Here is a 22,207-nt window from a genome sequence, read left to right as displayed (position 1 = left end):
AATATAATTTCCTCGCTGTCCCGGCTTGTGGCCGGCAGCGCAAGACCTGTGTAAGCGATTAATCTTCGAGTTTTCCTGGATTTTTCGCATTCTACACTTGGGGTTGCCGCCAACCCCGCCCGTCTCCCGCAACTTTGCGTTCCGCCAAGCGCCAGACGGGCAAATGGCAGTAAAAAGCAGCACGCACGGTGCCGCCGGCATGCAGGAAGTCGCCCAAAGGAGGCTTCGGCGAGGCAGGCGGTGACGTGGGAACTGAGTGTTCAGGTAAAACAGAATTTAAAGGCGGATGCCACTGCCGGCATCCGCTTCGGTGAGAGAAGTCCTGCCCGCACCGGGAAACGGTGCCGGCCGGCAGGTTAGCCTGCCGCCTGACTGGAAATACCGGCGCCCGGTCGCAGAATTCCAAGAAGTAGTAGGTGCGCCCGCCAGGAGTAGTCAGGCAGCAACGGCAACCATGCCGTGTCCGAAAAATTTGCTCTTTGACGCGTCTAGGCCTTCCGCGGCCGGCCGCGATGCCGCCGGCGCCGGTTGCGCCGGCGTTCAGCATCGCCTCCGGCACGGGAACGCGCCGGATGTCTGCGCAAGAGCAGCCTCCGGTGTTCTCTCCTGCCCCGCGGACGTTACCCCGACGTCATCGCTCTCTTTCACCCGCGCCCAGCCGCTCGCCTATCCCGCGCAGCGGCGCTTTCCGGCAATTCTCGCGCCTCGCTCGCTCCCTCGCGTGCTCCATGGATCGCCGCGGACACCGCCCAGACGGTGCCACCCGCGACACTGGAGTGAGGTATTGCGATGAAACGCATGCTGTTCAACGCGACGCAACAGGAGGAATTGCGCGTCGCCATCGTCGACGGTCAGAAACTGATCGATATCGACATCGAGACTGCCGGGCGCGAACAGCGCAAGGGCAACATCTACAAGGGTGTCATCACCCGCATCGAACCCTCGCTGGAAGCCTGCTTCGTCAACTACGGCGAAGAGCGCCACGGCTTCCTGCCGTTCAAGGAAGTAGCCCGCGCCTTCTTCAAGGAAGGCATCGACGTGCGCAACGCGCGCATCCAGGATGCCCTGCATGAAGGCCAGGAACTGATCGTCCAGGTCGAGAAGGAAGAACGCGGCAACAAGGGCGCGGCCCTGACCACCTTCATCTCGCTGGCCGGCCGCTACCTGGTGCTGATGCCCAACAACCCGCGCGGCGGCGGCGTGTCGCGCCGCATCGAGGGCGAGGACCGCCAGGAACTGCGCGAGACCATGGCGCAGCTGACCGTGCCGGAAGGCATGAGCATCATCGCCCGGACTGCCGGCATCGGCCGCTCGGCCGAGGAACTGCAGTGGGACCTGAACTACCTGCTGCAGCTGTGGAAGGCCATCGACGGCGCCGCCGGCGACAACAAGGCCCCGCTGCTGATCTACCTGGAATCGAGCCTGGTCATCCGCGCCATCCGCGACTACTTCCAGCCGGATATCGGCGAGATCCTGATCGACACCGACGAGATCTACGAACAGGCCCGCGCCTTCATGAGCGTGGTGATGCCTGACAACATGAACCGCGTGAAGAAGTACCGGGACGACGTGCCGCTCTTCTCGCGTTTCCAGATCGAGCACCAGATCGAGTCGGCCTACTCGCGCATGGTGATGCTGCCCTCGGGCGGCGCCATCGTGATCGACCACACCGAGGCGCTGGTCTCCGTGGACGTGAACTCGGCCCGCGCCACCAAGGGCGCCGACATCGAGGAAACCGCGCTGCGCACCAACCTCGAGGCCGCCGACGAGATCGCGCGCCAGCTGCGCCTGCGCGACCTGGGCGGCCTGATCGTGATCGACTTCATCGACATGGAGTCGGGCAAGGCCCAGAAGGACGTGGAAACGCGCCTGAAGGACGCGCTGCGCCACGACCGCGCGCGCGTGCAGATGGGCAAGATCAGCCGCTTCGGCCTGATGGAGCTGTCGCGCCAGCGCCTGCGGCCGTCGCTGTCGGAGGGCTCGCACATCACTTGCCCGCGCTGCAACGGCACCGGCCATATCCGCGATACGGAATCGTCCGCCCTGCAGGTGCTGCGCATCATCCAGGAAGAGGCGATGAAGGAAAACACCGCCGCCATCCACTGCCAGGTGCCGGTGGAAGTGGCCGCCTTCCTGCTGAACGAGAAGCGCCAGGAAATCAACCTGATCGAGCTGCGCTTCAAGGTCAATGTGCTGCTGATCCCCAACAAGCACCTGGAAACGCCGCATTACAAGCTGGAGCGCCTGCGCCACGACGACCCGCGCCTGGAAGAAAGCACCGCCAGCTACCGCATGGCCGAGGCCGCCGCCAAGGAACTGGAAGCCGACACCAGCTACAGCAGCCGCCGCAAGGAAGAAGCCAAGCCGCGCCAGGAAGCCGCGGTCAAGGGCATCACCCCGGAACAACCGGCCCCGGTGTCGGTGCCGCGCCCCGAGCGCGCACCCAAGCCGGAAGCCCCGGTCGCCCCGCCCGTGCCGGCCACCCAGCCGGTGGTCAGCGGCGGTTTTATCGCCTGGCTGAAGGGCCTGTTCGGTGCCCGTCCGGCAACCCCGCCGGTGGTGGAACCGGCCAAGCCGGCGGTTGCCACTGAGGCCCGCAGCGCCGAAGGCCGGCGCGAGCGCGGCCAGCGCGGCGAAGGCCGTGGCCTGCGTGGTGAGCGTGGCGACCGCGCCGAGCGTGGTGAGCGCGCGGAGCGTGGCGAGCGCCAGGGCCGCGGCCAGCGCGGCGACCGTGCCGAGCGCGCGGAACGTGGTGAACGCCAGGGTGCCGAGCGCGGCGAGCAACGCGAGGGCCGTGGCGAACGCCAGGGCCGCCAGCCGCGCCAGCAAGGTGAAGGCCAGGCCACCCCGGCCCTGGCACGCCAGGGCGAGGCGGTGCAAGCCGAGCGCGCCCAGGGCGAGCGCGTCGAGGGCCGTCAGGAAGGCCGCCGCGACCGCAACCAGGAACGCCGCGAGCGCCAGCGTGAACGCCAGCGCGAACGCAGCGAACTGCGCGAAGCCGAAGCCGGTGAAGCACCGCGGCCGGAAGCCGTCGCCGCCGCCCAGGCTCTGGGCGTGCTGCCGCAGGCCGTGACCGAAGAGACGCAAGCCGTCCGCGCCGAGTTGCCGGAAGGTGCCGAAAGCACCGCCGAGACCGCTGAGGGCGAAGAGCGCCGCCGCCGCAACCGCCGTGGCCGCAACCGCTATCGCCGCGAGCGCGACGAGTCGGTGCAAGTTGCCCAGGGCGAAGGCGACGAAGAGGCCGCCGCTGCTGAAGCCGTTGCCCCGGTACGTGCTGAAGCCCCCGTGCCGGCCGAGCCCGCACCGCAAGCTGCCGTGGCCGTGGCCGCTGCGGCCGAGGCCGTCGAAGCGATCCGCATCGCCGTGCCGGAAGATGTGACGCCCGCGCCGGTCGCCGAGGCAGCCCCGGTGACCGCGCCGGTTGCCGAGCCCGCGCCCCAGCAAGCTGCGCCGGTAGCCGTTGCCGTCACGGAAGCCATTGCCGCCGAAGCGATCGTCGAGACCACCGCAAGCGTGGCCGTCGAAGCGGCTCCGGTGGTGGCGGCACCTGCCGCTGCACCGGTCGCCGCCCCTGTCGCCGAAGCCGCACCGGCCGAAGTGTTCGCCCCGGCAGCCCCGGTCGTTGCTGCAGCGCCGGCCACCCCGGCAGCGCTGGAAAACCTGGAATCGATGCTGGCCACCGCCGGCCTTCAATGGGTCCATACCGACAGCGACAAGCTGCGTTCGGCCCAGGAAGCCGCCGCCCGCATTGCGCCCGCTCCGCGCGTGCAGCGCGAGCGCAAGGCGCTGCCGCCACTGCCCCACGGTCCGATGATCCTGGTGGAAACCGGTGGCCGCGAAGTGGAGATGGCATCGCAGCAGTAAGCGTTGCCGCTGCACCGCAGCCAAAGCAAGAAGGGGACGGCCACGCCGTCTCCTTTTTTCATGGGCAGCCGGCCGGATGAATCCCCGCCATCTCCGGGGGATGCGGGTGCCCCACCCCCGCCTCGGCTAGAATGGCAGCAGAAGGCATCCGGCCCTCGAGCGCCCCTGATTTGGCCACGCCGCCAGGCCGCTCCCCGGACGCCGTGCCCACCCACAGGCCATGACCGAATCCGTCATTCCGATTTTCGACCTGCGCGACCATCGCTACCGCTCGATGACGCCCAGCATTCCCGGCAAGCTGGCTGCCCCCACCGGCCTGGTGGCCGACACCCGCGGCCGGCCGCTGCATGACCTGCGCATCTCGGTGACGGACCGCTGCAACTTCCGCTGCGTCTACTGCATGCCGAAGGAAGTCTTCGACAAGGACTACACCTTCCTGCCGCACTCCGAGCTGCTGAGCTTCGAGGAGATCGAGCGCACCGCGCGCCTGTTCGTCGCCCACGGCGTCGAGAAAATCCGCCTGACCGGCGGCGAGCCGCTGCTGCGCAAGAATATCGAGCACCTGGTGGAGATGCTGGCGAAGATCGAGACGGTCTCGGGCAAGCCGCTGGACCTGACGCTCACCACCAACGCCTCGCTGCTGGCGCGCAAGGCGCGCGCGCTGCGCGACGCGGGGCTGACGCGGGTCAGCGTCAGCCTGGACGCGATCGACGACGCCACCTTCCGCCGCATGAACGACGTGGACTTCGCCGTCGCCGACGTGCTGCACGGCATCGAGACCGCGCAGGCCGTGGGGCTGGCGCCGATCAAGGTCAACATGGTGGTCAAGCGCGGCACCAATGACCAGGAAATCGTGCCGATGGCGCGCCACTTCCGCAATAGCGGCATCATCCTGCGCTTTATCGAGTTCATGGACGTGGGCGCCAGCAACCACTGGCAGATGGATGAAGTGCTGCCGTCCGCCGAGGTGGTGAAGCGCATCGATGCGGAATTCCCGCTCGAACCGGTGCAGGCCAACTACTCCGGCGAAACCGCCGAGCGCTGGCGCTACCGCGACGGCAGCGGCGAGGTCGGCGTGATCTCCAGCGTCACCCACGCCTTCTGCGGCGACTGCAGCCGCATCCGGCTGTCCACCGAAGGCCGGCTCTACCTGTGCCTGTTCGCCACCGAGGGCTTCGACCTGCGCGCGCTGCTGCGCGGCGGCTACAGCGACCTGGAAATCTCCAATGCGATTGCGCAGGTGTGGCAGGGCCGCACCGACAATTATTCCGAGCAGCGCAGCGACCCGACGGTGCGCGCCAGGCGTGCCGAGCGCAAGATCGAGATGTCCTATATCGGCGGCTGACCCCGCCGCACACAAAATCCATGATTGCACGCGACGACATCACCGGCCTGATCCTCGCAGGCGGCAGGGGCAGCCGCATGGGCGGCACCGACAAGGGCCTGCAGCCGCTGCACGGCACGCCGATGGCCATGCACACGATGATGCGGCTTACCCCCCAGGTGGGCGGGCTGATGATCAATGCCAACCGCAACCTGGCCGCCTATGAGTCGTTCGGCGTACCGGTCTACACCGATACCGTGCCCGACTTCGCCGGTCCGCTGGCGGGGATGCTGGCCGGCCTGGAGCAATGCGCCACGCCGTGGATGGTGACCGCCCCTTGCGATTCGCCGTTCCTGCCGACCGACCTGGTGGCGCGCCTGGCGCAGGCGATCGAGGCCGAAGGCGCGGACCTGGCGATCCCCGTCACGCTGGACGAAGACGGCCGGCGCCAGACCCAACCTGTGTTCTGCCTGATGCCGGTCAGTGCGCTCGACAGCCTGGTGGCTTATCTTTCCGGCGGCGGCCGCAAGATCGAGACCTGGGCCGCCTCGCACCGCCTGGCCGAAGTGCTGTTCGACGACGCCGCGGCCTTTGCCAATATCAACACCCTGGACGAACTGCGCACGCACGAAACGCGCTGAGCCACCATGCCCACCCTGCAATCCGTCATCTCCTGCCTTTCCGACTACGACCCCACCGCCCTGCCGGTGGACCAGGCCAACCGCATCATCGGCGAGGTAGTCGAGCCGGTGCGCGGCGTCGAGCAGTTGCCGATCCGCAGCGCCCTGGACCGCGTGCTGGCCGAGGACATCGTCTCGCCCATCGACGTGCCGGCGCATGACAACTCGGCGATGGACGGCTATGCCTTCCAGGGTGCCGCGCTGGCAGCCGCGCAGACCGCCACGGTCGAGCTGGAAGTCATCGGCAGCGCCTTCGCCGGCGGCGCCCGCGCGCTGGCGCCCACGGCGGCGCAGGCGGTGCGCATCATGACCGGCGCGGTGATGCCGGCCGGCTGCGACACCGTGGTGCCGCAGGAGTTCGTGGAAGCCGTGGACGACGGCGCGCGCATCCGCTTTGCCGCCGACTGCGTGCGCACCGGCGACAACCGGCGCCTGCGCGGCGAAGATCTGGCGCGCGGCCAGGCCGCGCTGCAGGCCGGACGCATCCTCCAGCCGGCCGACCTGGGCCTGCTGGCTTCGCTGGGCGTGGCCGAGGTGCGCGTGCGCCGGCGCCTGCGCGTGGCGTTCTTCTCCACCGGAGACGAGCTGCGCTCGATCGGCGAGCCGCTCGATCCCGGCTGCGTCTACGACTCCAACCGCTACACGCTGTACGGCATGCTGCGCCGGATGAACGTCGACCTGCTCGACATGGGCGTGGTGCGCGACGACCCCGAGGCGCTCGAAGCCGCCTTCCGCACCGCCTGCGAGACCGCCGACGCGGTCATCACCTCCGGCGGCGTCTCGGTCGGCGAGGCCGACTACACCAAGCAGATCATGGCGCGCCTGGGCGATGTCACGTTCTGGAAGATCGCGATGCGCCCGGGCCGGCCGATGGCCTTCGGCCGCATCAATTCCAACGGCCGCGACGCGCTCCTGTTCGGCCTGCCGGGCAACCCGGTGGCGGTGATGGTCACCTTCTACCACTTCGTGCGCGCCGCGCTGCAGCGGCTGATGGGCGCCAGCGTGGCACCGCTGCCGCTGCTGCGCGTGCGCAGCGCGCAAGCCATCCGCAAGAAGCCCGGCCGCACCGAGTACCAGCGCGGCATCCTGGCGCGCGCCGGCGACGGCCAGTGGGAAGTGCGCATCACCGGCCAGCAGGGCTCGGGCGTGCTGCGCTCGATGAGCGAGGCCAACTGCTTTATCGTGCTCGGTCATGAACAGGACTCGGTCAAGGCCGGCGATGCGGTCGAGGTGATGCTGTTCGACGGACTGGTCTAGCCGGACCGGCAGGCGCTACACGCAAGCGCTTGCCACACGCCGGAGCAATGTGTCGTTTTTGTGCCGCACATTTGCGGCCATAGCACAGCCGGCACGGGGCTTTCGCCTGCCCCCGCCGCCGGCGGGCTATGCTTGGCATCGGCCAATCGCTACACTTGGCGCACGATTCAGAACCATTCGAGTATCCCCCGTCATGAATCAGGAGATCGCCTACCTCCACCCCGTCAAGACCGCCCGCGCGCTGGTGCTGGTCTACTTGTGCTTCTCGCTGCCGATCGTGTCGCTGGGCCTGTTTGTCACCTTCGTCCGCTACGGTGACCTGCCCGCCATCACGGTCTTCAGCGCAATCATCCTGAATGCGCTGATCGGCTTTGGCCTGCTGTGGCTGGCCTGCAAGGCCTACAACTGGGTGGCCGCCCGCTTCGGCGGCATTGAAGTCCACGTGCGCGAACTGGCGCCCGAAGACGAGCGCTGAGCAGCGCGCCGGCGCCCAGGCCGGCAGCAATCCGCAAGCCCCGCGGGGGCTTGCCCTGACCCTTCCCTGCCGCGCGTTCAGCCGCCGTTGTCTTCGGCGGCCTCCGGCGCGTCCGCCGCTGCTGCCGCATTGAGGCCAAGCACCTGCTGCGCGGCCTCGCCCGGCAGCGCTTCCACCGTGCGCAGCTTGCGCGCCATCTGGCGCGTGCGCACTTCGGCCTGCTCGATATTGCGCGCGGCGCGCTCCAGCGTATCGCGGGTCTTGGCCAGCACGTCGCCGAACTTGCCGAACTCGGTCTTGACCGCGCCCAGCACCTCCCACACCTCGCTTGAGCGCTTTTCCAGCGCCAGCGTGCGGAAACCCATCTGCAGGCTGTTCAGCAACGCGGTCAGCGTGGTCGGCCCGGCCACGGTCACACGGTAGTCGCGCTGCATCAGGTCGGTCAGGCCCGGGCGCCGCAGCACCTCGGCGTACAACCCCTCGGTCGGCAGGAACAGGATGGCGAAATCCGTGGTCTGGGGCGGCGACAGGTATTTCTCGGCGATGGTCTGGGCCTCGCGCCGCAGCGCCACTTCCAGTTCGCGGCCAAAAGCGAGCACGCCATCCGGGTCGCCCCGCTCCTGCGCGTCCACCAGGCGCTCGTACTGTTCCTTGGGAAACTTGGCGTCGACCGGCAGCCAGACCGGCGCATTGTCGCCACCCGCGGCCTTGCCCGGCAGCCGGATCGCGAACTCCACCCGCGCGCCCGAGTTGCGCACGGTCTCGACATTCTTGCCGTACTGCTCCGGCGTCAGCATCTGCTCCAGCAGCATTTCCAGCTGGACTTCGCCCCAGGTGCCGCGCGACTTCACATTGGTCAGCACCTTTTTCAGGTCGCCCACGCCCTGCGCCAGCACCTGCATCTCGCCCAGCCCGCGGTGCACCTGCTCGAGCCGCTCCGACACCAGCCGGAAGGACTCGCCCAGGCGCTGCTCCAGCGTGGCATGCAGCTTCTCGTCGACAGTGCGGCGCATTTCCTCCAGCTTGGCGGCGTTGTTGGCCTCGATGTCCTGCAGCTTCTTCTCCAGCGTGGCGCGCACTTCGGCCAGGCGCCGCTCGTTGGCTTCGGACATCTGCGCCAGCTGCTGCTGCAGCCCGTCGCCGAAGCGGCGCAGCGTGCCGGCCTGCTCGTCGCGCGCCTGCTGGCCCTGCAGCATCAGGTGCTGGCGCACCTGCTCGAGCTGCCGGGTGTTGGTCTCGGTCAGCTTGGCCAGTTGCTGCGCGAAGGTGTCGATCTGGTTGTTCTGCAGCGTGGCGATGCCCGTCAGCTGCGACGACAGCGCCTGCTGGAAGCGCAGCATCTGCTGGGCCGACTCGTCGCGGCTGCCGCGCGCGGCGTCGGCCACGTCGGTGCGCAACTCCCGCTCCAGCCGCTCCATGCCGCGCGCGCTTTCCGCGCGCATGTCGGCCAGTTGCCGGCCAAGCTCGGCCCCCGGCGAGGCAGCCTGCTGGCGCAGCAGGACGATGACCAGCAGGACGACCGCGAGCAGCGCCACGGCCAGCGTCAGGAACGGAATCAGGGTCATGCAGCAGGAAACAGGTAAATGGCAGGCTTAGCGGCGCCGCGACATGACGTCGGGGTTGATCACGGTGGGTGGATGGCCGGCCTGCGGGCCCTGGTCGAGCGCGGCGATCAGGTTGTCGGCGGCCAGCATCGCCATCGCACGGCGGGTCTTCTCGGAGGCGCTGGCGATATGCGGCGTGAGCACGACGTTGGGCACCGTCAGCAGGTCCGGATTGACGCTGGGCTCGCCCTCGAACACATCCAGGCCGGCGCCGAAGATGCGCTTGTCGCGCAGCGCCTGCGCCAGCGCGGCATCGTCGACGATGCCGCCGCGCGCCAGGTTCACCAGCGTCGCGGTCGGCTTCATCAGCGCCAGCTCGGCCGCGCCGATGGCGTGGTGGCTCTGCGGGCCATAGGGCAGCACCAGCAGCAGGTGGTCGGACTGGCGCAGCAGGTCTTCCTTGCTGACATAGCGCGCGCTCAGCGCGCGCTCGGTGTCCGCCGGCAGCTGGCTGCGGTTGTGGTACAGCACGCTCATGCCAAACCCGCTCGCGCGGCGCGCCAGCGCCTGCCCGATGCGGCCCATGCCGAGGATGCCGAGCGTGCTGCCGTACAGGTCCATGCCTACCAGCATGTCATAGCTCCAGCGCTGCCACTTGCCGGCACGCAGGTAGTGCTCGGCCTCGGTCACGCGGCGCGCGGTGGCCATCAGCAGGGCCCAGCCGAAGTCGGCGGTGGTCTCGGTCAGCACGTCCGGCGTATTGGTGGCGACGATGCCGGCGGCCGTCAGCGCCGGCACGTCCAGGTTGTTGTAGCCGACCGCCATGTTGCACACCGCGCGCAGCGCCGGCAGCCCGGCGACCACGTCGCCGTCGATGCGGTCGGCGGCGTTGGCCAGCACGCCGGCCTTGCCCGCCAGGCGCGCCTTCAGTGCGGCGGCATCCAGCACCGCGTCCTGCTGGTTGTCGTCGACATCGAAGTACTGCGCCAGGTGCGCGATGACTTCGGGATAGATGGCGCGGGTGACAAGAACAGACGGCTTCATGGCATCAAACGTGGAAGAAGAGGAAGGTCATGATGACAAACAGCGGCACCAGGAAGGTGCCCGAGTACAGCATGTAGCCGAAGAAGCTCGGCATGCGCACGCCGCGGTTCTCGGCAATGGCCTTGACCATCAGGTTGGGGGCATTGCCGATATAGGTATTGGCGCCCATGAACACGGCCCCGGCCGAGATCGCGGCCAGCGTCGAGGCATCGCGCGTCATCAGCGTGGCCGCGTCGCCACCGGCGGTGTTGAAGAACACCAGGTAGGTCGGCGCGTTGTCCAGGAACGAGGACAGCAGGCCGGTGGCCCAGAAGTACATGCCGTCGACCGGCTGGCCGTTGCTGTCGCTGACCGCGCGGATCACCCCGGAGAAAGCGCCGTCGGTGCCGGCCTTGAGCATGGCAATGACCGGGATGATGGTGAGGAAGATGCCGGCAAAGAGCTTGCCGACTTCCAGGATCGGCTCCCAGTTGAATTCATTGCCGGCACGCGCCGCCTGCGGCGTCACCAGCAGCGACACCACCGCCACCACCACCAGCAGCGCATCGCGCACCGCGGCCTGCAGCGGCACCTCGGTGCCCAGGACGTCGAATGCGATGCCCGGCTGCCACAGCCCGCTCATCAGCACCAGGCCGATCACGGCCAGCAGCAGCACGAAGTTGAACTTGCCCTCGATGGCGATGCCGCCCGAGTCCGGCGTGGGGTCGCTGCGCGGTGGCAGCTCCTCTTCCTTGTTCTGGTAGTAGTGACGGTCGACCAGGTAGAACAGCACCAGCAGCACCACGCAGATAAAGACCGTCTCCGGGAAGATGTTGCGCATGGTCCAGAAGAAGTCCACGCCTTTCAGGAAGCCCAGGAACAGCGGCGGATCGCCCAGCGGCGTCAGCGAGCCACCGGCATTGGCCACCAGGAAGATAAAGAACACCACCACGTGCGCCACGTGGCGGCGGTTGTCATTGGCGCGCAGCAGCGGCCGGATCAGCAGCATGGCCGCGCCGGTGGTGCCCATGAAGCTGGCCAGCAGCGTGCCCAGCGCCAGGATGCCGGTATTGAGCCCGGGCGTGCCGTGCAGGTTGCCGCGCACGCAGATGCCGCCGGCCACGATATACAGCGAGGCGATCAGAACGATGAACGGGATGTACTCGGCCAGCAGCGCGTGCCCCGCGCTGGCCGCGGCCGCATGCGTGCCGAACGCTGCCGCGAACGGCAGCAGGAACAGCAGCCCCCAGCCCGCGGCGATCTTGCCGTAGTGGTGGTGCCAGAACTTGGGCGCAACCAGCGGCCACACCGCGATCGACAGCAGGATGCCGGCGAACGGCAGCCCCCACAGCGGGGACAGCGACGCCCCGTCAAGGTCCGCGGCATGGCCGGCGGCGGGAAATGCGGCCAGCACGGCCAGCAGCGGCAACAGCACGGAGGCACGTCGCATCAGGCAGGATCTCCTCGGGAATGCAGCATTCATTGGCGCACCGCCGGCACGAAGCCGCGGCACGCAGGCAAGCCTGCAAGTGTAATTCAAGCACCTCTTGCCCCGGGGCTTCCGGCATGGGTGGTGCATCGCATTCCGTGCGGCAAAAGCCGCGGGTTCAGGCCTCGTCGACCAGGATCACATGCACGCGGTACGGGCCATGGGCGCCGAGCACGATGGTCTGCTCGATATCGCCCGTGCGCGAAGGCCCGCTGATGATATTGGTGGCGCGCGGCAGTTCGCCGCGCTCGCTGCGCACCAGCGCAAAGGCGTCTTCCAGGCCGGCGACGATGCGCGAGCGCGGCACTACCGCCACGTGGGTCTCGGGCAGCAGCGCGGCCGAGGCAAAGGTGGCCGGGCCCGACAGCAGCATCAGCGAGCCGGTCTCGGCAATCGCGCAGAAGCAGCCAGTGATGCCGACCAGGTCGCCATGATCGTGGTCGGCCTCGACCTCGCGCACCGGCGGGCGGCATTCCACCGCCAGCCCCGCGGCCTGCCACGGCAGCGGGCCCAGCGCGTCCCACGCCACGGCACGGTGGACCAGGTTCAGGTTGTCCAGAAAGCGCACGGTGGCGGCGGGCACCTCGTCCATCCTCGCCACGCGGTCGACGGTCGAGGCCATGCGCTGGGCCTGCGCCAGGAAGGCCTCGGCCAGGTCGACGGCCACCGCCGGGCGCGGGCCCTGCGGGTGACGCGCCAGGTAGTCGGCCACGGCCTCGCGCTCGCCCGCGCTCGGCCGGGTCGGCCTGCCCTGGGCAGCACGGATGCGGGCAAAGATGCGGTCGCGGGCGTCGTTGGTTTCCATAAGGCCTGGCTGGAGAAGCGCAAAGCGCGGCGAACGCGCGATGCGCCGATTATAGTGGCGCCCGCCGCATGCAGAGCATGCGATGGCCGGCGCAAGGTGTTGAATTTTGCTACGCCGCGGGCTGAACCGAGTACACCTGGCGCAGGTAGGACAGGTAGCCGGGATCGTCGCACATGGTCTTTTCCGGCGTGTCCGACAGCTTGGCCACCGGCTGCCCGTTGCAGCGCACCATCTTGATCACGATCTGCAGCGGGGTATAGCCGAGGTCGTTGGTCAGGTTGGTGCCGACGCCAAAGGCGAGCCGGCAGCGGCCATGGAAGCGCTCGTACAGTTCGATCACGCGCGGGATGTCGAGGCTGTCGCTGAAGATCAGCGTCTTGGTGCGCGGGTCGACGCGGTTGGCGGCATAGTGGGCGACCATGCGCTCGCCCCACAGCATCGGGTCGCCGGAATCATGGCGCACGCCATCGAAGAGCTTGCAGAAATACAGGTCGAAGTCGCGCAGGAAGGCATCGAAGCCGTAGGTATCCGACAGCGCGATGCCCAGGTCACCGCGGTACTCGCGCGCCCAGCGCTCCAGTGCGTACACCTGCGAATCGCGCAGCCGCGGGCCCAGCGCCTGGCAGGCCTGCAGGTATTCATGCGCCATCGTGCCCAGCGGCACCATATTGTGCAGACGGGCAAAGTGGACGTTGCTGGTGCCGGCCAGCTGCGGCCCGAGCAGGCGCCGCATGGTCAGCAGCACCTCTTCCTGCCATTCGCGCGAAAAGCGCCGGCGCGTGCCGTAGTCGGCGATCACGCAATCGGCCAGCTCGGGTGTCTTCAGCAAGGCCAGCTTCTGGTCCAGCCGGCGGCGGCCTTCGGCCAGGTCGGGCCTGGGCTGGGTGCGGCGGAAATAGACCTCGTTGACGATCGCCAGGACCGGCACTTCGAACAGGATGGTATGCAGCCACGGGCCGATGATCGAGATCTCGATCTCGCCATTGCCCTGCGGGGACGGCCGCACCGAGACATATTTCTCGTTCAGGTGGAACAGGCCGAGGAAGTCGACGAAATCGCTCTTGATAAAGCGCAGCCCGCGCAGGTAGGCGAGCTCGTCGTCGGTGAAGCGCAACTGGCACAGGTGTGCCACCTCGGCGCGGATCTCATCGATATAGGGCGTCAGGTCGACGCCCGCGTTGCGGCACTTGAAGCGGTATTCCACTTGCGCCTGCGGGAACTGATGCAGCACCACCTGCATCATCGTGAATTTGTACAGGTCGGTGTCGAGCAGGGACGGGATGATCATAGCGGGCCAGACGGCGATGCCGGGTCAGTACGTCATGCTAACCGAAGTCTGGCCGCACCCGGCCACTCTTGCCGCTCAACCACCATCGAGGAAGGGCTGTGGCTGCCGCGGCGCCTCCCTGCCCCGGGCCTTGCCCTGCAGGCACCACAACTGGCGGCCGTCGGTAGCGGGGCACGACACCAGCGTGGCGGCGGCGCGCGGCACCCGCTGCGGCAGCGGCTCGGCAAAGGCGCCGTCGCCGGCCATGATGCGCTCGGTGTAGACCTGGGTCCCGGCGCGCTCGAAGCGCAACACCTGGACCCGGTCGCCCGGCTGCGGCTGCAACTGCGGCCCGCACGGCATCAGGCCGGCCCGGCCGCAATGGGCGATGGCGTCGCCCGCGGGCGAATCGGTCACGCTGAAGTGGTCCCACTCGAACGCGGTCAGCGCCGGCAGCGCGACCGGCGCATCGGTGCGCGCGCGCCACGCCACCAGGCGCGATACCACGCTGTCGGCCATGCCCGGCGACTGGGCCAGGGTCTGGGCGGCAACCGACCCGATCGGCGCCAGAAATGCCGTCAGCAGCACAACAATGGGTGCGAAGATCCGGCGCATCGCGGCATCGTGCCGCAGGCTGGCAAGGCAAGGCTGGCGTGGCATACGGGTCTCCCGGCACGGATGCAAGTGACTGTTGGCGGCCTCATCATGCCCGCTGGCGGGCCGACATGCCAGCAGGCCGCCATGCGTTAAATCAAAAGTACATAAAGAAATAAGAAAACTATCTGATCCGGCTATATAGACCCGCTATTCTTGCCAGAAGCCTCGGCTACAATATCGCTTTCCGAAAGGCCTCGGCCGGCGCTCGCCCAGCCCATGCTGCCATGCGGCACCATGCGGTGGATGCGGCGTCCGCCGGCAAGAAGCGGCCCCACAGTTTCCCATTAAAAGCCGACCTGTTTTCCTGGAACCGAAATGACTCACGTTGTCACCGAATCCTGCATCCGTTGCCGCTACACAGACTGCGTTGACGTGTGTCCGGTCGATTGTTTCCGCGAAGGCCCCAACTTCCTGGCTATCGACCCGGATGAGTGCATCGACTGCGCCGTGTGCGTGGCCGAATGCCCGGTGAACGCCATTTACGCCGAGGAAGACGTGCCGGGCGACCAGCAGCAGTTCATCAACCTGAACGCCGAGCTGGCCCGCAACTGGCCCTCCATCACCAAGACCAAGGCCCCGCTGGCCGAGGCCGAGGAATGGAAGGACGCCACTGACAAGCTGCAGTACCTGCAGCGCTGACAGAACAAGAAAGCCGTCCCCACGCGCTTTCCGCAACACCGGGCACAAGCGGCCCATGCAAACGTATCAGGACGAATATGGACTTGAGCATTCCAAATCCCGTCGCCGACACGACCAAGCAGGTCGACGGCGGCAGCCCTGCAGGCGGCCAGCCGCAGGAGATCGATGCGCTGATCGTCGGTGCCGGCCCGGTGGGCCTGTTCCAGGTCTTTGAACTGGGCCTGCTCGAAATCAAGGCACATGTCATCGATTCCCTGAAGGTGGTCGGCGGCCAGTGCGTGGAGCTCTATCCGGACAAGCCCATCTACGACATCCCGGCGGTGCCCATCTGCACCGGCCAGGAACTGACCGACAACCTGCTCAAGCAGATCGAGCCGTTCGAGCCCACCTTCCACCTGGGTCAGGAAGTCGCCGTCGTGGAGCGCCGCGAGGACGGCCGCTTCTTCGTCGAGACCTCGCTCGGAACCCGCTTCATCACCAAGACCATCTTTATCGCCGCCGGCGTGGGTTCGTTCCAGCCGCGCACGCTGAAGGTCGAGGGCATCGACAAGTTCGACGGCAAGCAGCTGTTCTACCGCGTCAAGGACCCGAGCCGCTTCCATGGCCGCAACCTGGTGATCATCGGCGGCGGTGACTCGGCGCTGGACTGGACGCTGGACCTGGTCGGCAAGGCCGAGTCGGTGGTGATGATCCACCGCCGCGACGGCTTCCGCGCCGCGCCGGCCTCGGTCGCCAAGATGAAGGAACTGTGCGAGCAAATGGAAATGCAGTTCCTGGTCGGCCAGGTCGGCGGCTATGAAGAGAAGGACGGCGTGCTCACCGAGATCAAGGTGACCGGCGCCGACGGCGTGACCCGCCGCCTGCCGGTGGATGACCTGCTGGTGTTCTTCGGCCTGTCGCCCAAGCTCGGCCCGATCGCCGAGTGGGGCCTGGACCTGGAGCGCAAGCAGATCAAGGTGGACACCGAGAAGTTCGAGACCAATATCCCGGGCATCTTCGCGGTGGGCGACATCAATACCTACCCCGGCAAGAAGAAGCTGATCCTGTCGGGCTTCCACGAGGCCGCGCTGGCCGCGTTCGGTGCCGCGCCGTATATCTTCCCCGAGAAGAAAATCCACATGCAGTACACCACCACCTCGCCGAAGCTGCACAAGATCCTCGGCGTGGATTCGCCGGTGTTCGACTGAGCCGGGCGAGTGCCGCAGAAAAAAACCGCCGCGAGGCGGTTTTTTTCTGGCACAAACCAAAAACCATAGCTATAATGCGGCCTCGCTGTTCGACACGACGGCACGAAGCCAGCAGAGATGCCCTTCGCACCGTACGGCAGGCAGCAAGCCGGAAGCTTTCAGACACCTTCTGACAAGAACAAAATGTCGAAAAGGTGTTGACGAAGAAAAGAGAAACTGGCTATAATTTCTCTCTCAGCTGTTCCCCGATAGCTCAGTCGGTAGAGCGACGGACTGTTAATCCGCAGGTCCCTGGTTCGAGCCCAGGTCGGGGAGCCAACCGATACGGAAGCCCGGTGCAAACGCACCGGGCTTTTTCGTTTTGGGCTTCGGTTCGCGCAACGCGCTTCGATCTTGTCCGGCCTCGACAGCCGTCACGACAGCCTGCGGGCCGCCGCAACGCCTGCCCTCTCCCACTTATCCCTGCAGCGAACCGCCAGCGGCCTTCAGCGCCACGACAATGGCGTCGGCATTGGCCTCGATCCGATGCAGCGGCCCCGCCACGGACATGCCATAGGTCACGCCCCCGATGGCCACCGGGAAGGCGATCGCGCCGAGATCAGGAAACGACTCGCCAAAGTTCGGATACCAGCCTTGCGCCTGCCATTGCTGCATGGCGGCTTCGAAAACGCGCAGCGAGTCCACCGTGCGCCCCGTGCGCGAGGCAAACGACACGCCGGCCAGCAGTTCGGCGCGGCTGTCCGCCGGCATCGTGCCAAGGATGGCGCGGCCGATCGAGTTCACGTGCGCATCGCGCAGCTCGCCCGGCGCGGCGATATAGCGCACCGGATTGCCGGACTCCCGCACCTCCAGGTACAGCACGCGGCCGTCATCCTGAAGCTTGCCGAAGATCACGGTTTCGCCGGTGGTGTCGCGCAGCGATTCCAGCACCGGCTGCACGCGTTCGAGCAGCGGGTCGTTGCGGGCGATGCGCTGGGCAATGTCGAGCAGCCGGCGCGTCGGGTAGTAGCCCTGGCGGCGGCCGGTCTCGTACAGGTAGCCGAGCGAGGCCAGTGTGCGGATCAGCCCCAGGCAGCTCGACATCGGCGCGCCCAGCAGCCTGGCCAGCTCGGTCAGCGTCAGCGAGCGCCCTTCGCGCGCATAGATCTCCATGATCTCAATCACGCGCAGCGCGGTCTTGACGCTGGCGTGACCCGATTTTTCTGCCGGTTCCTGTTCTGCCATCGTTGGCTTCCTCGACTTCAATATCTGTTGGCCGGGATTGTACGCGGCGGAGTCGGCCGGCAAGGGTGTCAGCCGCCCTCCGCGCCGCCTGGCCCGGGCAACGCCTGCGGCCAGCTGCGGATATTGCCGGGCGTGCGCGAGAAGCGCGTCGGGATGCCCACGCCACGCAGCCGGCCTTCGCTGGGATGGTCGTATTCGAACATCATGCCGGTGGCGCGCAGGTGCGGGTCGTCGGCCAGGCTCTCGAAATGCGGCACTTCGCTGTGCGGGATATCGGCATCACGCAGCAGGTCGAGCCATTCCGCAGTGCTGCGCTGCGCGACGATCTCGGCCAGTGTGGCGTAGAGCGCGTCGATATTGGCGCTGCGCGCGGCCGGGGTGGCATAGCGCCGATCCTGCGCCAGCTCCGCATGGCCTGACACATCGAAAAAACGCAGCCATTGGGCGCTTGTATAGGGCAGCAGCGCAATATGGCCGTCGCGCGTGCGATAGGGCTTGCGGTGCGCCGACATCACGCGCGGATAGCCGGCCTGCCCGAGCGGCGGGATGAAGGTCTGCCCGGCCAATTGCTCGGTGGCCAGGAAGGACACCAGCGTCTCGAACATCGGCACCTCGATGGCCTGGCCCTGGCCGGAACGCTCGCGCTCGTACAGCGCCATCGGGATCGCGTAGGCCACGGTCAGCCCGGCCACCTTGTCGGCCAGGATGGTGTTGACGTACTGCGGGCCTTCGTTCGAGTTCGCACCCTGGAACTGCGCCATGCCGCTGCGCGCCTGGATGATGTCGTCGAAGGCCGGCGCGCCCGCGTAGGGACCCTCTTCCGAATAGCCATAAGCGCCGCAGTAGATCAGCCGCGGATGGTCCGCGCGCAGCGACGCATAGTCCAGCCCAAGCTTGCGCAGCGACTGCGGCCGCACGTTGGAGACAAAGACATCGGCCGTGGCGATCAGGGCTTTCAGCGCGGCGAGGTCATCGGGCTGCTTCACGTCCAGCACCACGAACTGCTTGTTGCGGTTCAGGTTCAGGAAGCTGGCGCCCATGGCCGCGTGCCGCGCCGGCTCGGCGTGGCGGAACACATCGCCGGCGGGCGGCTCGACCTTGATGACTTCAGCCCCCATGTCGCCGAGGATCTGGGTGGCATACGGCCCCATCGCGACCGCGGTCATGTCGATCACGCGGATGCCGGCCAGCGGCCCGGTGGCCGCGCTCGCCTGCGCTTGCTCGTCTGGCATCGTCGCTCCCTCTCAGTACGACTTGGGCAAACCCAGCACGCGCTCGGCGATAAAGCACATGATCAGCTGCGGGCTGACCGGCGCGATGCGCGGGATATAGGACTCGCGCAGCAGCCGCTCGACGCGGTACTCGCGCGAGTAGCCCATGCCGCCCAGCGTCAGGATCGCGGTCTGGCACGCGTTATGGCCGGCCTCGGCGGCGAGGTACTTTGCCGTGTTGGCCTCGGCGCCGCAGGACTGCCCGGCGTCATAGCGCGCGGCGGCCTTGAGCATCATCAGGTTGGCCGACTCCAGCTGCATCCAGGCCTGCGCCAGCGGATGCTGCACGCCCTGGTTCATGCCGATGGGGCGGCCGAACACCACGCGCTCCTTGGCGTACTGCGTGGCAATGGCCAGCGCCGCGCGGCCCAGGCCGATGGCCTCCGCCGCGATCAGGATGCGCTCCGGGTTAAGTCCGTGCAGGATGTACTCAAAGCCCCTGCCCTCTTCGCCGATGCGGTCTTCCTCCGGGATGAACAGGTCGTCGATAAACAGCATGTTGGTATCGACGGCGGCGCGGCCCATCTTGTCGATCTCGCGGATCTCGATCTTGCTGCGGTCGACTTTGGTGTAGAACAGCGACAGCCCTTCGGTCGACTTCTTCACCGACTCCAGCGGCGTGGTGCGCGCCAGCAGCAGCATGCGGTCGGCCACCTGCGCTGTCGAGATCCAGATCTTGCGCCCGCTCACCGAATAGCCGCCCGGCACCTTGCGCGCAAAGGTCTTGAGCTTGGTGGTGTCCAGGCCCGCGTCGGGCTCGGTCACGCCGAAGCAGGCCTTCTCCTGGCCGGCGATCAGCGGCGGCAGAAAGCGGCCCTTCTGTTCGTCGGTGCCGAACACCACCACCGGGTTCAGGCCGAACACATTCATATGCACTGCCGAGGCGCCGGTCATGCCAGCGCCCGACTGCGAGATGGTCTGCATCACCAGCGCCGCTTCCAGGATGCCCAGGCCCGCGCCACCGAAGGCCTCGGGCATCGCCACGCCCAGCCAGCCGCCTTCGCACAGCGTCTTGTAGAACTCGTGCGGATAGGTGCCGGACTTGTCCAGGCGATCCCAGTACTCCATGTCGAACTGCGTGCAGACCTGCTGCACGGCCTCGACGATGGATGCCTGTTCTTCGGAGAGGTCGAAATTCATAGCGTTACCTGCCTGATGTCGTTGTCTTGTTGGTTGTCTGATGGTTGCCCGAAGAGCGCCTATTCCGGCTGGATGCCAGCGTCTTTCACCAGCCGCGACCACTTCTGCAGCTCGGCCACGACAAACTGGCTGAGCTCGGCCGGCGTGCTGCCGAACGGCTCGAAGCCCAGCGCGTGGAACCGCGGCGCATGCTGCTTGCTGGTGGCGATGGCAACCAGTTCACGATTGAGCCGCTGCACCACCGGCGCCGGCACCCCGGCCGGCGCGAACACGCCGTTCCATGAGGTCACGTCGAAACCCTTCAGCTCCGGCACGCTCGCCAGCGGCGGCAGGTCGGGCAGCAGCTCGCTGCGCTGCGCGGTGGTCACCGCCAGCGCGCGCAGCTTGCCGGCGCGCACGTTGGCGATGCCTGCGGCAAAGTCGACGAACATCGCCTGCACCTGGCCACCCATCACATCGGTCATCGCCGGCGGCGTGCTCTTGTATGGCACGTGCAGCATGTTCAGCCCGGCCATCTTCGACAGCGTGGCGCCCGAGACGATGCCGGTGCTGTTGCCGCTGGCATAGCTCAGGCCCGGATGCGCCCTGGCATAGTCGATGAACTCGCGCAGCGTCTTCACCGGCAGCGCCGGGTTGACCACCAGCATGAACGGCAGGTTGCCCATGCGCGAGACCGGCGTGAAATCCTTGACCGGGTCATAGCGCAGCTGCTTCATCAGCGACGGGTTGGCCGAATGCGTGGTGTTGGTGGTCATGAACAGCGTGTAGCCATCGGCCGGGGCCTTGGCCACGAACTCGGCGGCAATGGTGCCGTTGGCGCCGGGCTTGTTGTCCACCACCACCGGCTGCTGCAGCGCCTCGCCCAGGTATTTGGCAGTCAGGCGGGCCACGGCATCGGTGCCGCTGCCGGCAGCGAACGGCACCACCAGGCGCAGCGGCCTGGACGGGAATTCATCGGCCGACAGCGCCGGGGTGGCGGCCAGCGCCGCGGTGCACCCGAGCACCAGGCTGGCAAAGGCATTGCTGAAGGACTTCACGGTAGTTGTCTCCTGTAGTTGTTCAATCCCTTGCCGTGACCAGCCGCGTCTTATGCGGGCCGTATCACGCGCTCGGGGGATTCCTCATATGGCGGGGAATAGATGACCAGAATCTTGGCCGGCTCGTCGCTGACCACGGTGAACACATGCATCTGGTCCGGCGGGAAGAAGCAGCAGTCGCCAGGGCCCAGTTCCTTTCGCTGGCCGCCGACCTCGGCCACGGCGCGGCCTTCCAGCACGTAGCAGACCTGCTCGATGCCGGGATGCGCGTGCGGCAGCGCGCCCTTGCCCTTCTCGATGGTGCCGTGGATCACTTCCAGATGCCGCGATCCGACGGTCTCTGGGCCGATCAGCCGGCGATTGAGGGTGCCGACATGGTTGGCGGGGTGGTAGCCCTCGACCTCGTCGGTCGAGATGAAATAGACGGGTTGGTCCTGCATGCGGTGCTCCTGCCTTAATTCATATCTATGAATAACAGTTTATTACCTTGAATTTATCCGTCAAACAATTTCGACATCGCTGCGGGTTTACCGGGAGTGCAAGGGGCGAGCGCCAGCCTCACGCGGCGCGTGATCGGCAAGAAAGTGTTGTGGGAGTGACCCGGCGCTCAGCCGGCGAAGCGGTAGCCCACGCCGATCTCGGTCAGCAGGTAGGCAGGCCGGGCCGGGTCGGCTTCCAGCTTGTGCCGCAGGTGCCCCATGTAGACGCGCAGGTACTGGCTGCTGTCGGCATGCGACGGCCCCCACACCTCGCGCAGCAGTTCGCGGTGGGTCATGACCTTGCCGCGATGCGCCAGCAGCACCGCCAGCAGCCGGAACTCGATCGGCGTCAGGTGCACCGGCTCCCCCGCGCGCGTGACCTGGCGGTTGGCCAGGTCCACGGCGATCTCGCCGAACGCCACCTGCGCCCGCCCCTGCGCGCCGGCACGCACATGGCGGCGCTGCAGCACGCGCAGGCGCGCCACCAGCTCGCCCACGCCGAAGGGCTTGGTCAGGTAGTCGTCGGCGCCGGCGTCGAGCGCGCGGATCTTCTCGGCCTCGCCGGTGCGCGCCGACAGCACCAGCACCGGCACTTCGGTCCAGGTGCGCAGGTCGCCGATCATCGATACGCCGTCGCCATCGGGCAGCCCCAGGTCCAGGATCACCAGGTCCGGCTGGCGCGTGCCGGCCTCGATCAGTCCGCGCTGCAGCGATTCGGCCTCGTGCACGGTGCAGCCCTCGTCCTGCAGCGCCGCGCGCACGAAGCGGCGGATATGGGGCTCGTCTTCCACCAGCAGCACCGTGGGCGAAAACTCGAATGGCATAACGCGTCAGATCCTTGAAAG

19 protein-coding genes and 1 tRNA gene are annotated in these 22,207 nt (G+C 67.4%); 8 read left to right on the top strand and 12 right to left on the bottom strand.

Going from position 1 to position 22,207, the window contains the following annotated elements:
* The first annotated feature begins 789 nt into the window (after positions 1–789).
* From I6H87_RS12965 to I6H87_RS12945, 5 genes are all read left to right on the top strand, one after another.
* The gene (locus I6H87_RS12965; protein WP_011615730.1) at positions 790–3,864 is read left to right on the top strand and encodes an Rne/Rng family ribonuclease; all 3,075 of its coding nucleotides are present in this window, start codon (positions 790–792) and stop codon (positions 3,862–3,864) included.
* Between the two features lie 220 nt (positions 3,865–4,084).
* On the top strand, positions 4,085–5,209 hold the full coding sequence (gene moaA, locus I6H87_RS12960; protein ID WP_010814666.1) for a GTP 3',8-cyclase MoaA: 1,125 nt from the start codon (positions 4,085–4,087) through the stop codon (positions 5,207–5,209).
* Between the two features lie 20 nt (positions 5,210–5,229).
* Positions 5,230–5,829, top strand: coding sequence for a molybdenum cofactor guanylyltransferase MobA (gene mobA, locus I6H87_RS12955; RefSeq protein WP_010814665.1), 600 nt, complete (start codon positions 5,230–5,232; stop codon positions 5,827–5,829).
* Positions 5,830–5,835: 6 nt separating this feature from the next.
* Positions 5,836–7,125 (top strand): molybdopterin molybdotransferase MoeA, encoded by a 1,290-nt coding sequence (gene moeA / locus I6H87_RS12950; protein ID WP_011615731.1) that lies wholly within the window; start codon positions 5,836–5,838, stop codon positions 7,123–7,125.
* 193 nt (positions 7,126–7,318) lie between these two features.
* Complete coding sequence (locus tag I6H87_RS12945; RefSeq protein WP_010814663.1) at positions 7,319–7,600, top strand: hypothetical protein; 282 nt, start codon at positions 7,319–7,321, stop codon at positions 7,598–7,600.
* A 77-nt stretch (positions 7,601–7,677) separates the two neighbouring features.
* On the opposite strand, the gene I6H87_RS12940 is transcribed toward I6H87_RS12945, so the two are convergent.
* From I6H87_RS12940 to I6H87_RS12915, 6 genes are all read right to left on the bottom strand, one after another.
* Entirely contained in the window at positions 7,678–9,165 is a 1,488-nt protein-coding gene (locus tag I6H87_RS12940) for a DNA recombination protein RmuC (RefSeq protein WP_011615732.1), read from the bottom strand.
* Positions 9,166–9,192: 27 nt separating this feature from the next.
* Complete coding sequence (locus I6H87_RS12935) at positions 9,193–10,188, bottom strand: 2-hydroxyacid dehydrogenase (RefSeq protein ID WP_010814661.1); 996 nt, start codon at positions 10,186–10,188, stop codon at positions 9,193–9,195.
* Between the two features lie 4 nt (positions 10,189–10,192).
* Entirely contained in the window at positions 10,193–11,617 is a 1,425-nt protein-coding gene (locus tag I6H87_RS12930; RefSeq protein ID WP_010814660.1) for a sodium:proton antiporter, read from the bottom strand.
* A gap of 157 nt (positions 11,618–11,774) precedes the next feature.
* Positions 11,775–12,461: a LutC/YkgG family protein gene (locus I6H87_RS12925; RefSeq protein WP_010814659.1), complete on the bottom strand. Its 687-nt coding sequence runs from the start codon at positions 12,459–12,461 to the stop codon at positions 11,775–11,777.
* 109 nt (positions 12,462–12,570) lie between these two features.
* Complete coding sequence (gene pncB, locus I6H87_RS12920; RefSeq protein ID WP_010814658.1) at positions 12,571–13,749, bottom strand: nicotinate phosphoribosyltransferase; 1,179 nt, start codon at positions 13,747–13,749, stop codon at positions 12,571–12,573.
* A gap of 75 nt (positions 13,750–13,824) precedes the next feature.
* The gene (locus I6H87_RS12915; RefSeq protein WP_011615733.1) at positions 13,825–14,388 is read right to left on the bottom strand and encodes a hypothetical protein; all 564 of its coding nucleotides are present in this window, start codon (positions 14,386–14,388) and stop codon (positions 13,825–13,827) included.
* A gap of 312 nt (positions 14,389–14,700) precedes the next feature.
* Here I6H87_RS12915 and fdxA point away from each other — a divergent pair, with 312 nt between their 5' ends.
* The 3 genes from fdxA to I6H87_RS12900 all read left to right on the top strand — a co-directional run bounded on the left by fdxA (position 14,701) and on the right by I6H87_RS12900 (position 16,529).
* Positions 14,701–15,024, top strand: coding sequence for a ferredoxin FdxA (gene fdxA, locus I6H87_RS12910; RefSeq protein WP_011615734.1), 324 nt, complete (start codon positions 14,701–14,703; stop codon positions 15,022–15,024).
* Between the two features lie 77 nt (positions 15,025–15,101).
* Positions 15,102–16,211 carry an NAD(P)/FAD-dependent oxidoreductase gene (locus tag I6H87_RS12905; RefSeq protein WP_010814655.1) on the top strand — a complete coding sequence of 370 codons (1,110 nt, stop codon included), beginning with the start codon at positions 15,102–15,104 and terminating at the stop codon, positions 16,209–16,211.
* Between the two features lie 242 nt (positions 16,212–16,453).
* A tRNA-Asn gene (locus I6H87_RS12900) sits at positions 16,454–16,529 on the top strand.
* Positions 16,530–16,667: 138 nt separating this feature from the next.
* On the opposite strand, the gene I6H87_RS12895 is transcribed toward I6H87_RS12900, so the two are convergent.
* The 6 genes from I6H87_RS12895 to kdpE form a co-directional block, all read right to left on the bottom strand.
* On the bottom strand, positions 16,668–17,435 hold the full coding sequence (locus I6H87_RS12895) for an IclR family transcriptional regulator (protein WP_010814654.1): 768 nt from the start codon (positions 17,433–17,435) through the stop codon (positions 16,668–16,670).
* 68 nt (positions 17,436–17,503) lie between these two features.
* Positions 17,504–18,667: a CaiB/BaiF CoA transferase family protein gene (locus tag I6H87_RS12890; RefSeq protein WP_010814653.1), complete on the bottom strand. Its 1,164-nt coding sequence runs from the start codon at positions 18,665–18,667 to the stop codon at positions 17,504–17,506.
* A 12-nt stretch (positions 18,668–18,679) separates the two neighbouring features.
* Positions 18,680–19,846, bottom strand: coding sequence for an acyl-CoA dehydrogenase family protein (locus I6H87_RS12885; RefSeq protein ID WP_010814652.1), 1,167 nt, complete (start codon positions 19,844–19,846; stop codon positions 18,680–18,682).
* A gap of 59 nt (positions 19,847–19,905) precedes the next feature.
* Positions 19,906–20,883, bottom strand: a complete 978-nt coding sequence (locus I6H87_RS12880) for a Bug family tripartite tricarboxylate transporter substrate binding protein (protein WP_010814651.1) — start codon at positions 20,881–20,883, stop codon at positions 19,906–19,908.
* 50 nt (positions 20,884–20,933) lie between these two features.
* Positions 20,934–21,323, bottom strand: a complete 390-nt coding sequence (locus tag I6H87_RS12875) for a cupin domain-containing protein (RefSeq protein WP_010814650.1) — start codon at positions 21,321–21,323, stop codon at positions 20,934–20,936.
* Between the two features lie 167 nt (positions 21,324–21,490).
* Positions 21,491–22,186 carry a two-component system response regulator KdpE gene (gene kdpE, locus I6H87_RS12870; protein ID WP_010814649.1) on the bottom strand — a complete coding sequence of 232 codons (696 nt, stop codon included), beginning with the start codon at positions 22,184–22,186 and terminating at the stop codon, positions 21,491–21,493.
* Positions 22,187–22,207 lie beyond the last annotated feature (21 nt).

Origin of the sequence: Cupriavidus necator, assembly GCF_016127575.1 — a bacterium.
GTDB classification, from domain to species: Bacteria; Pseudomonadota; Gammaproteobacteria; order Burkholderiales; family Burkholderiaceae; genus Cupriavidus; species Cupriavidus necator_D.
The sequence above is the reverse complement of the archived record's forward strand: the minus strand, read 5'-3'. Positions and strand labels throughout refer to the sequence as shown.

What these genes read in the sequence shown, in the direction of transcription:
- I6H87_RS12965 (WP_011615730.1), top strand. Translation starts at nt 790, where the DNA reads ATGAAACGCATGCTGTTCAACGCGACGCAACAGGAGGAATTGCGCGTC.
- moaA (WP_010814666.1), top strand. Translation starts at nt 4,085, where the DNA reads ATGACCGAATCCGTCATTCCGATTTTCGACCTGCGCGACCATCGCTAC.
- mobA (WP_010814665.1), top strand. Translation starts at nt 5,230, where the DNA reads ATGATTGCACGCGACGACATCACCGGCCTGATCCTCGCAGGCGGCAGG.
- moeA (WP_011615731.1), top strand. Translation starts at nt 5,836, where the DNA reads ATGCCCACCCTGCAATCCGTCATCTCCTGCCTTTCCGACTACGACCCC.
- I6H87_RS12945 (WP_010814663.1), top strand. Translation starts at nt 7,319, where the DNA reads ATGAATCAGGAGATCGCCTACCTCCACCCCGTCAAGACCGCCCGCGCG.
- I6H87_RS12940 (WP_011615732.1), bottom strand. Translation starts at nt 9,165, where the DNA reads ATGACCCTGATTCCGTTCCTGACGCTGGCCGTGGCGCTGCTCGCGGTC.
- I6H87_RS12935 (WP_010814661.1), bottom strand. Translation starts at nt 10,188, where the DNA reads ATGAAGCCGTCTGTTCTTGTCACCCGCGCCATCTATCCCGAAGTCATC.
- I6H87_RS12930 (WP_010814660.1), bottom strand. Translation starts at nt 11,617, where the DNA reads ATGCGACGTGCCTCCGTGCTGTTGCCGCTGCTGGCCGTGCTGGCCGCA.
- I6H87_RS12925 (WP_010814659.1), bottom strand. Translation starts at nt 12,461, where the DNA reads ATGGAAACCAACGACGCCCGCGACCGCATCTTTGCCCGCATCCGTGCT.
- pncB (WP_010814658.1), bottom strand. Translation starts at nt 13,749, where the DNA reads ATGATCATCCCGTCCCTGCTCGACACCGACCTGTACAAATTCACGATG.
- I6H87_RS12915 (WP_011615733.1), bottom strand. Translation starts at nt 14,388, where the DNA reads ATGCCACGCCAGCCTTGCCTTGCCAGCCTGCGGCACGATGCCGCGATG.
- fdxA (WP_011615734.1), top strand. Translation starts at nt 14,701, where the DNA reads ATGACTCACGTTGTCACCGAATCCTGCATCCGTTGCCGCTACACAGAC.
- I6H87_RS12905 (WP_010814655.1), top strand. Translation starts at nt 15,102, where the DNA reads ATGGACTTGAGCATTCCAAATCCCGTCGCCGACACGACCAAGCAGGTC.
- I6H87_RS12895 (WP_010814654.1), bottom strand. Translation starts at nt 17,435, where the DNA reads ATGGCAGAACAGGAACCGGCAGAAAAATCGGGTCACGCCAGCGTCAAG.
- I6H87_RS12890 (WP_010814653.1), bottom strand. Translation starts at nt 18,667, where the DNA reads ATGCCAGACGAGCAAGCGCAGGCGAGCGCGGCCACCGGGCCGCTGGCC.
- I6H87_RS12885 (WP_010814652.1), bottom strand. Translation starts at nt 19,846, where the DNA reads ATGAATTTCGACCTCTCCGAAGAACAGGCATCCATCGTCGAGGCCGTG.
- I6H87_RS12875 (WP_010814650.1), bottom strand. Translation starts at nt 21,323, where the DNA reads ATGCAGGACCAACCCGTCTATTTCATCTCGACCGACGAGGTCGAGGGC.
- kdpE (WP_010814649.1), bottom strand. Translation starts at nt 22,186, where the DNA reads ATGCCATTCGAGTTTTCGCCCACGGTGCTGCTGGTGGAAGACGAGCCC.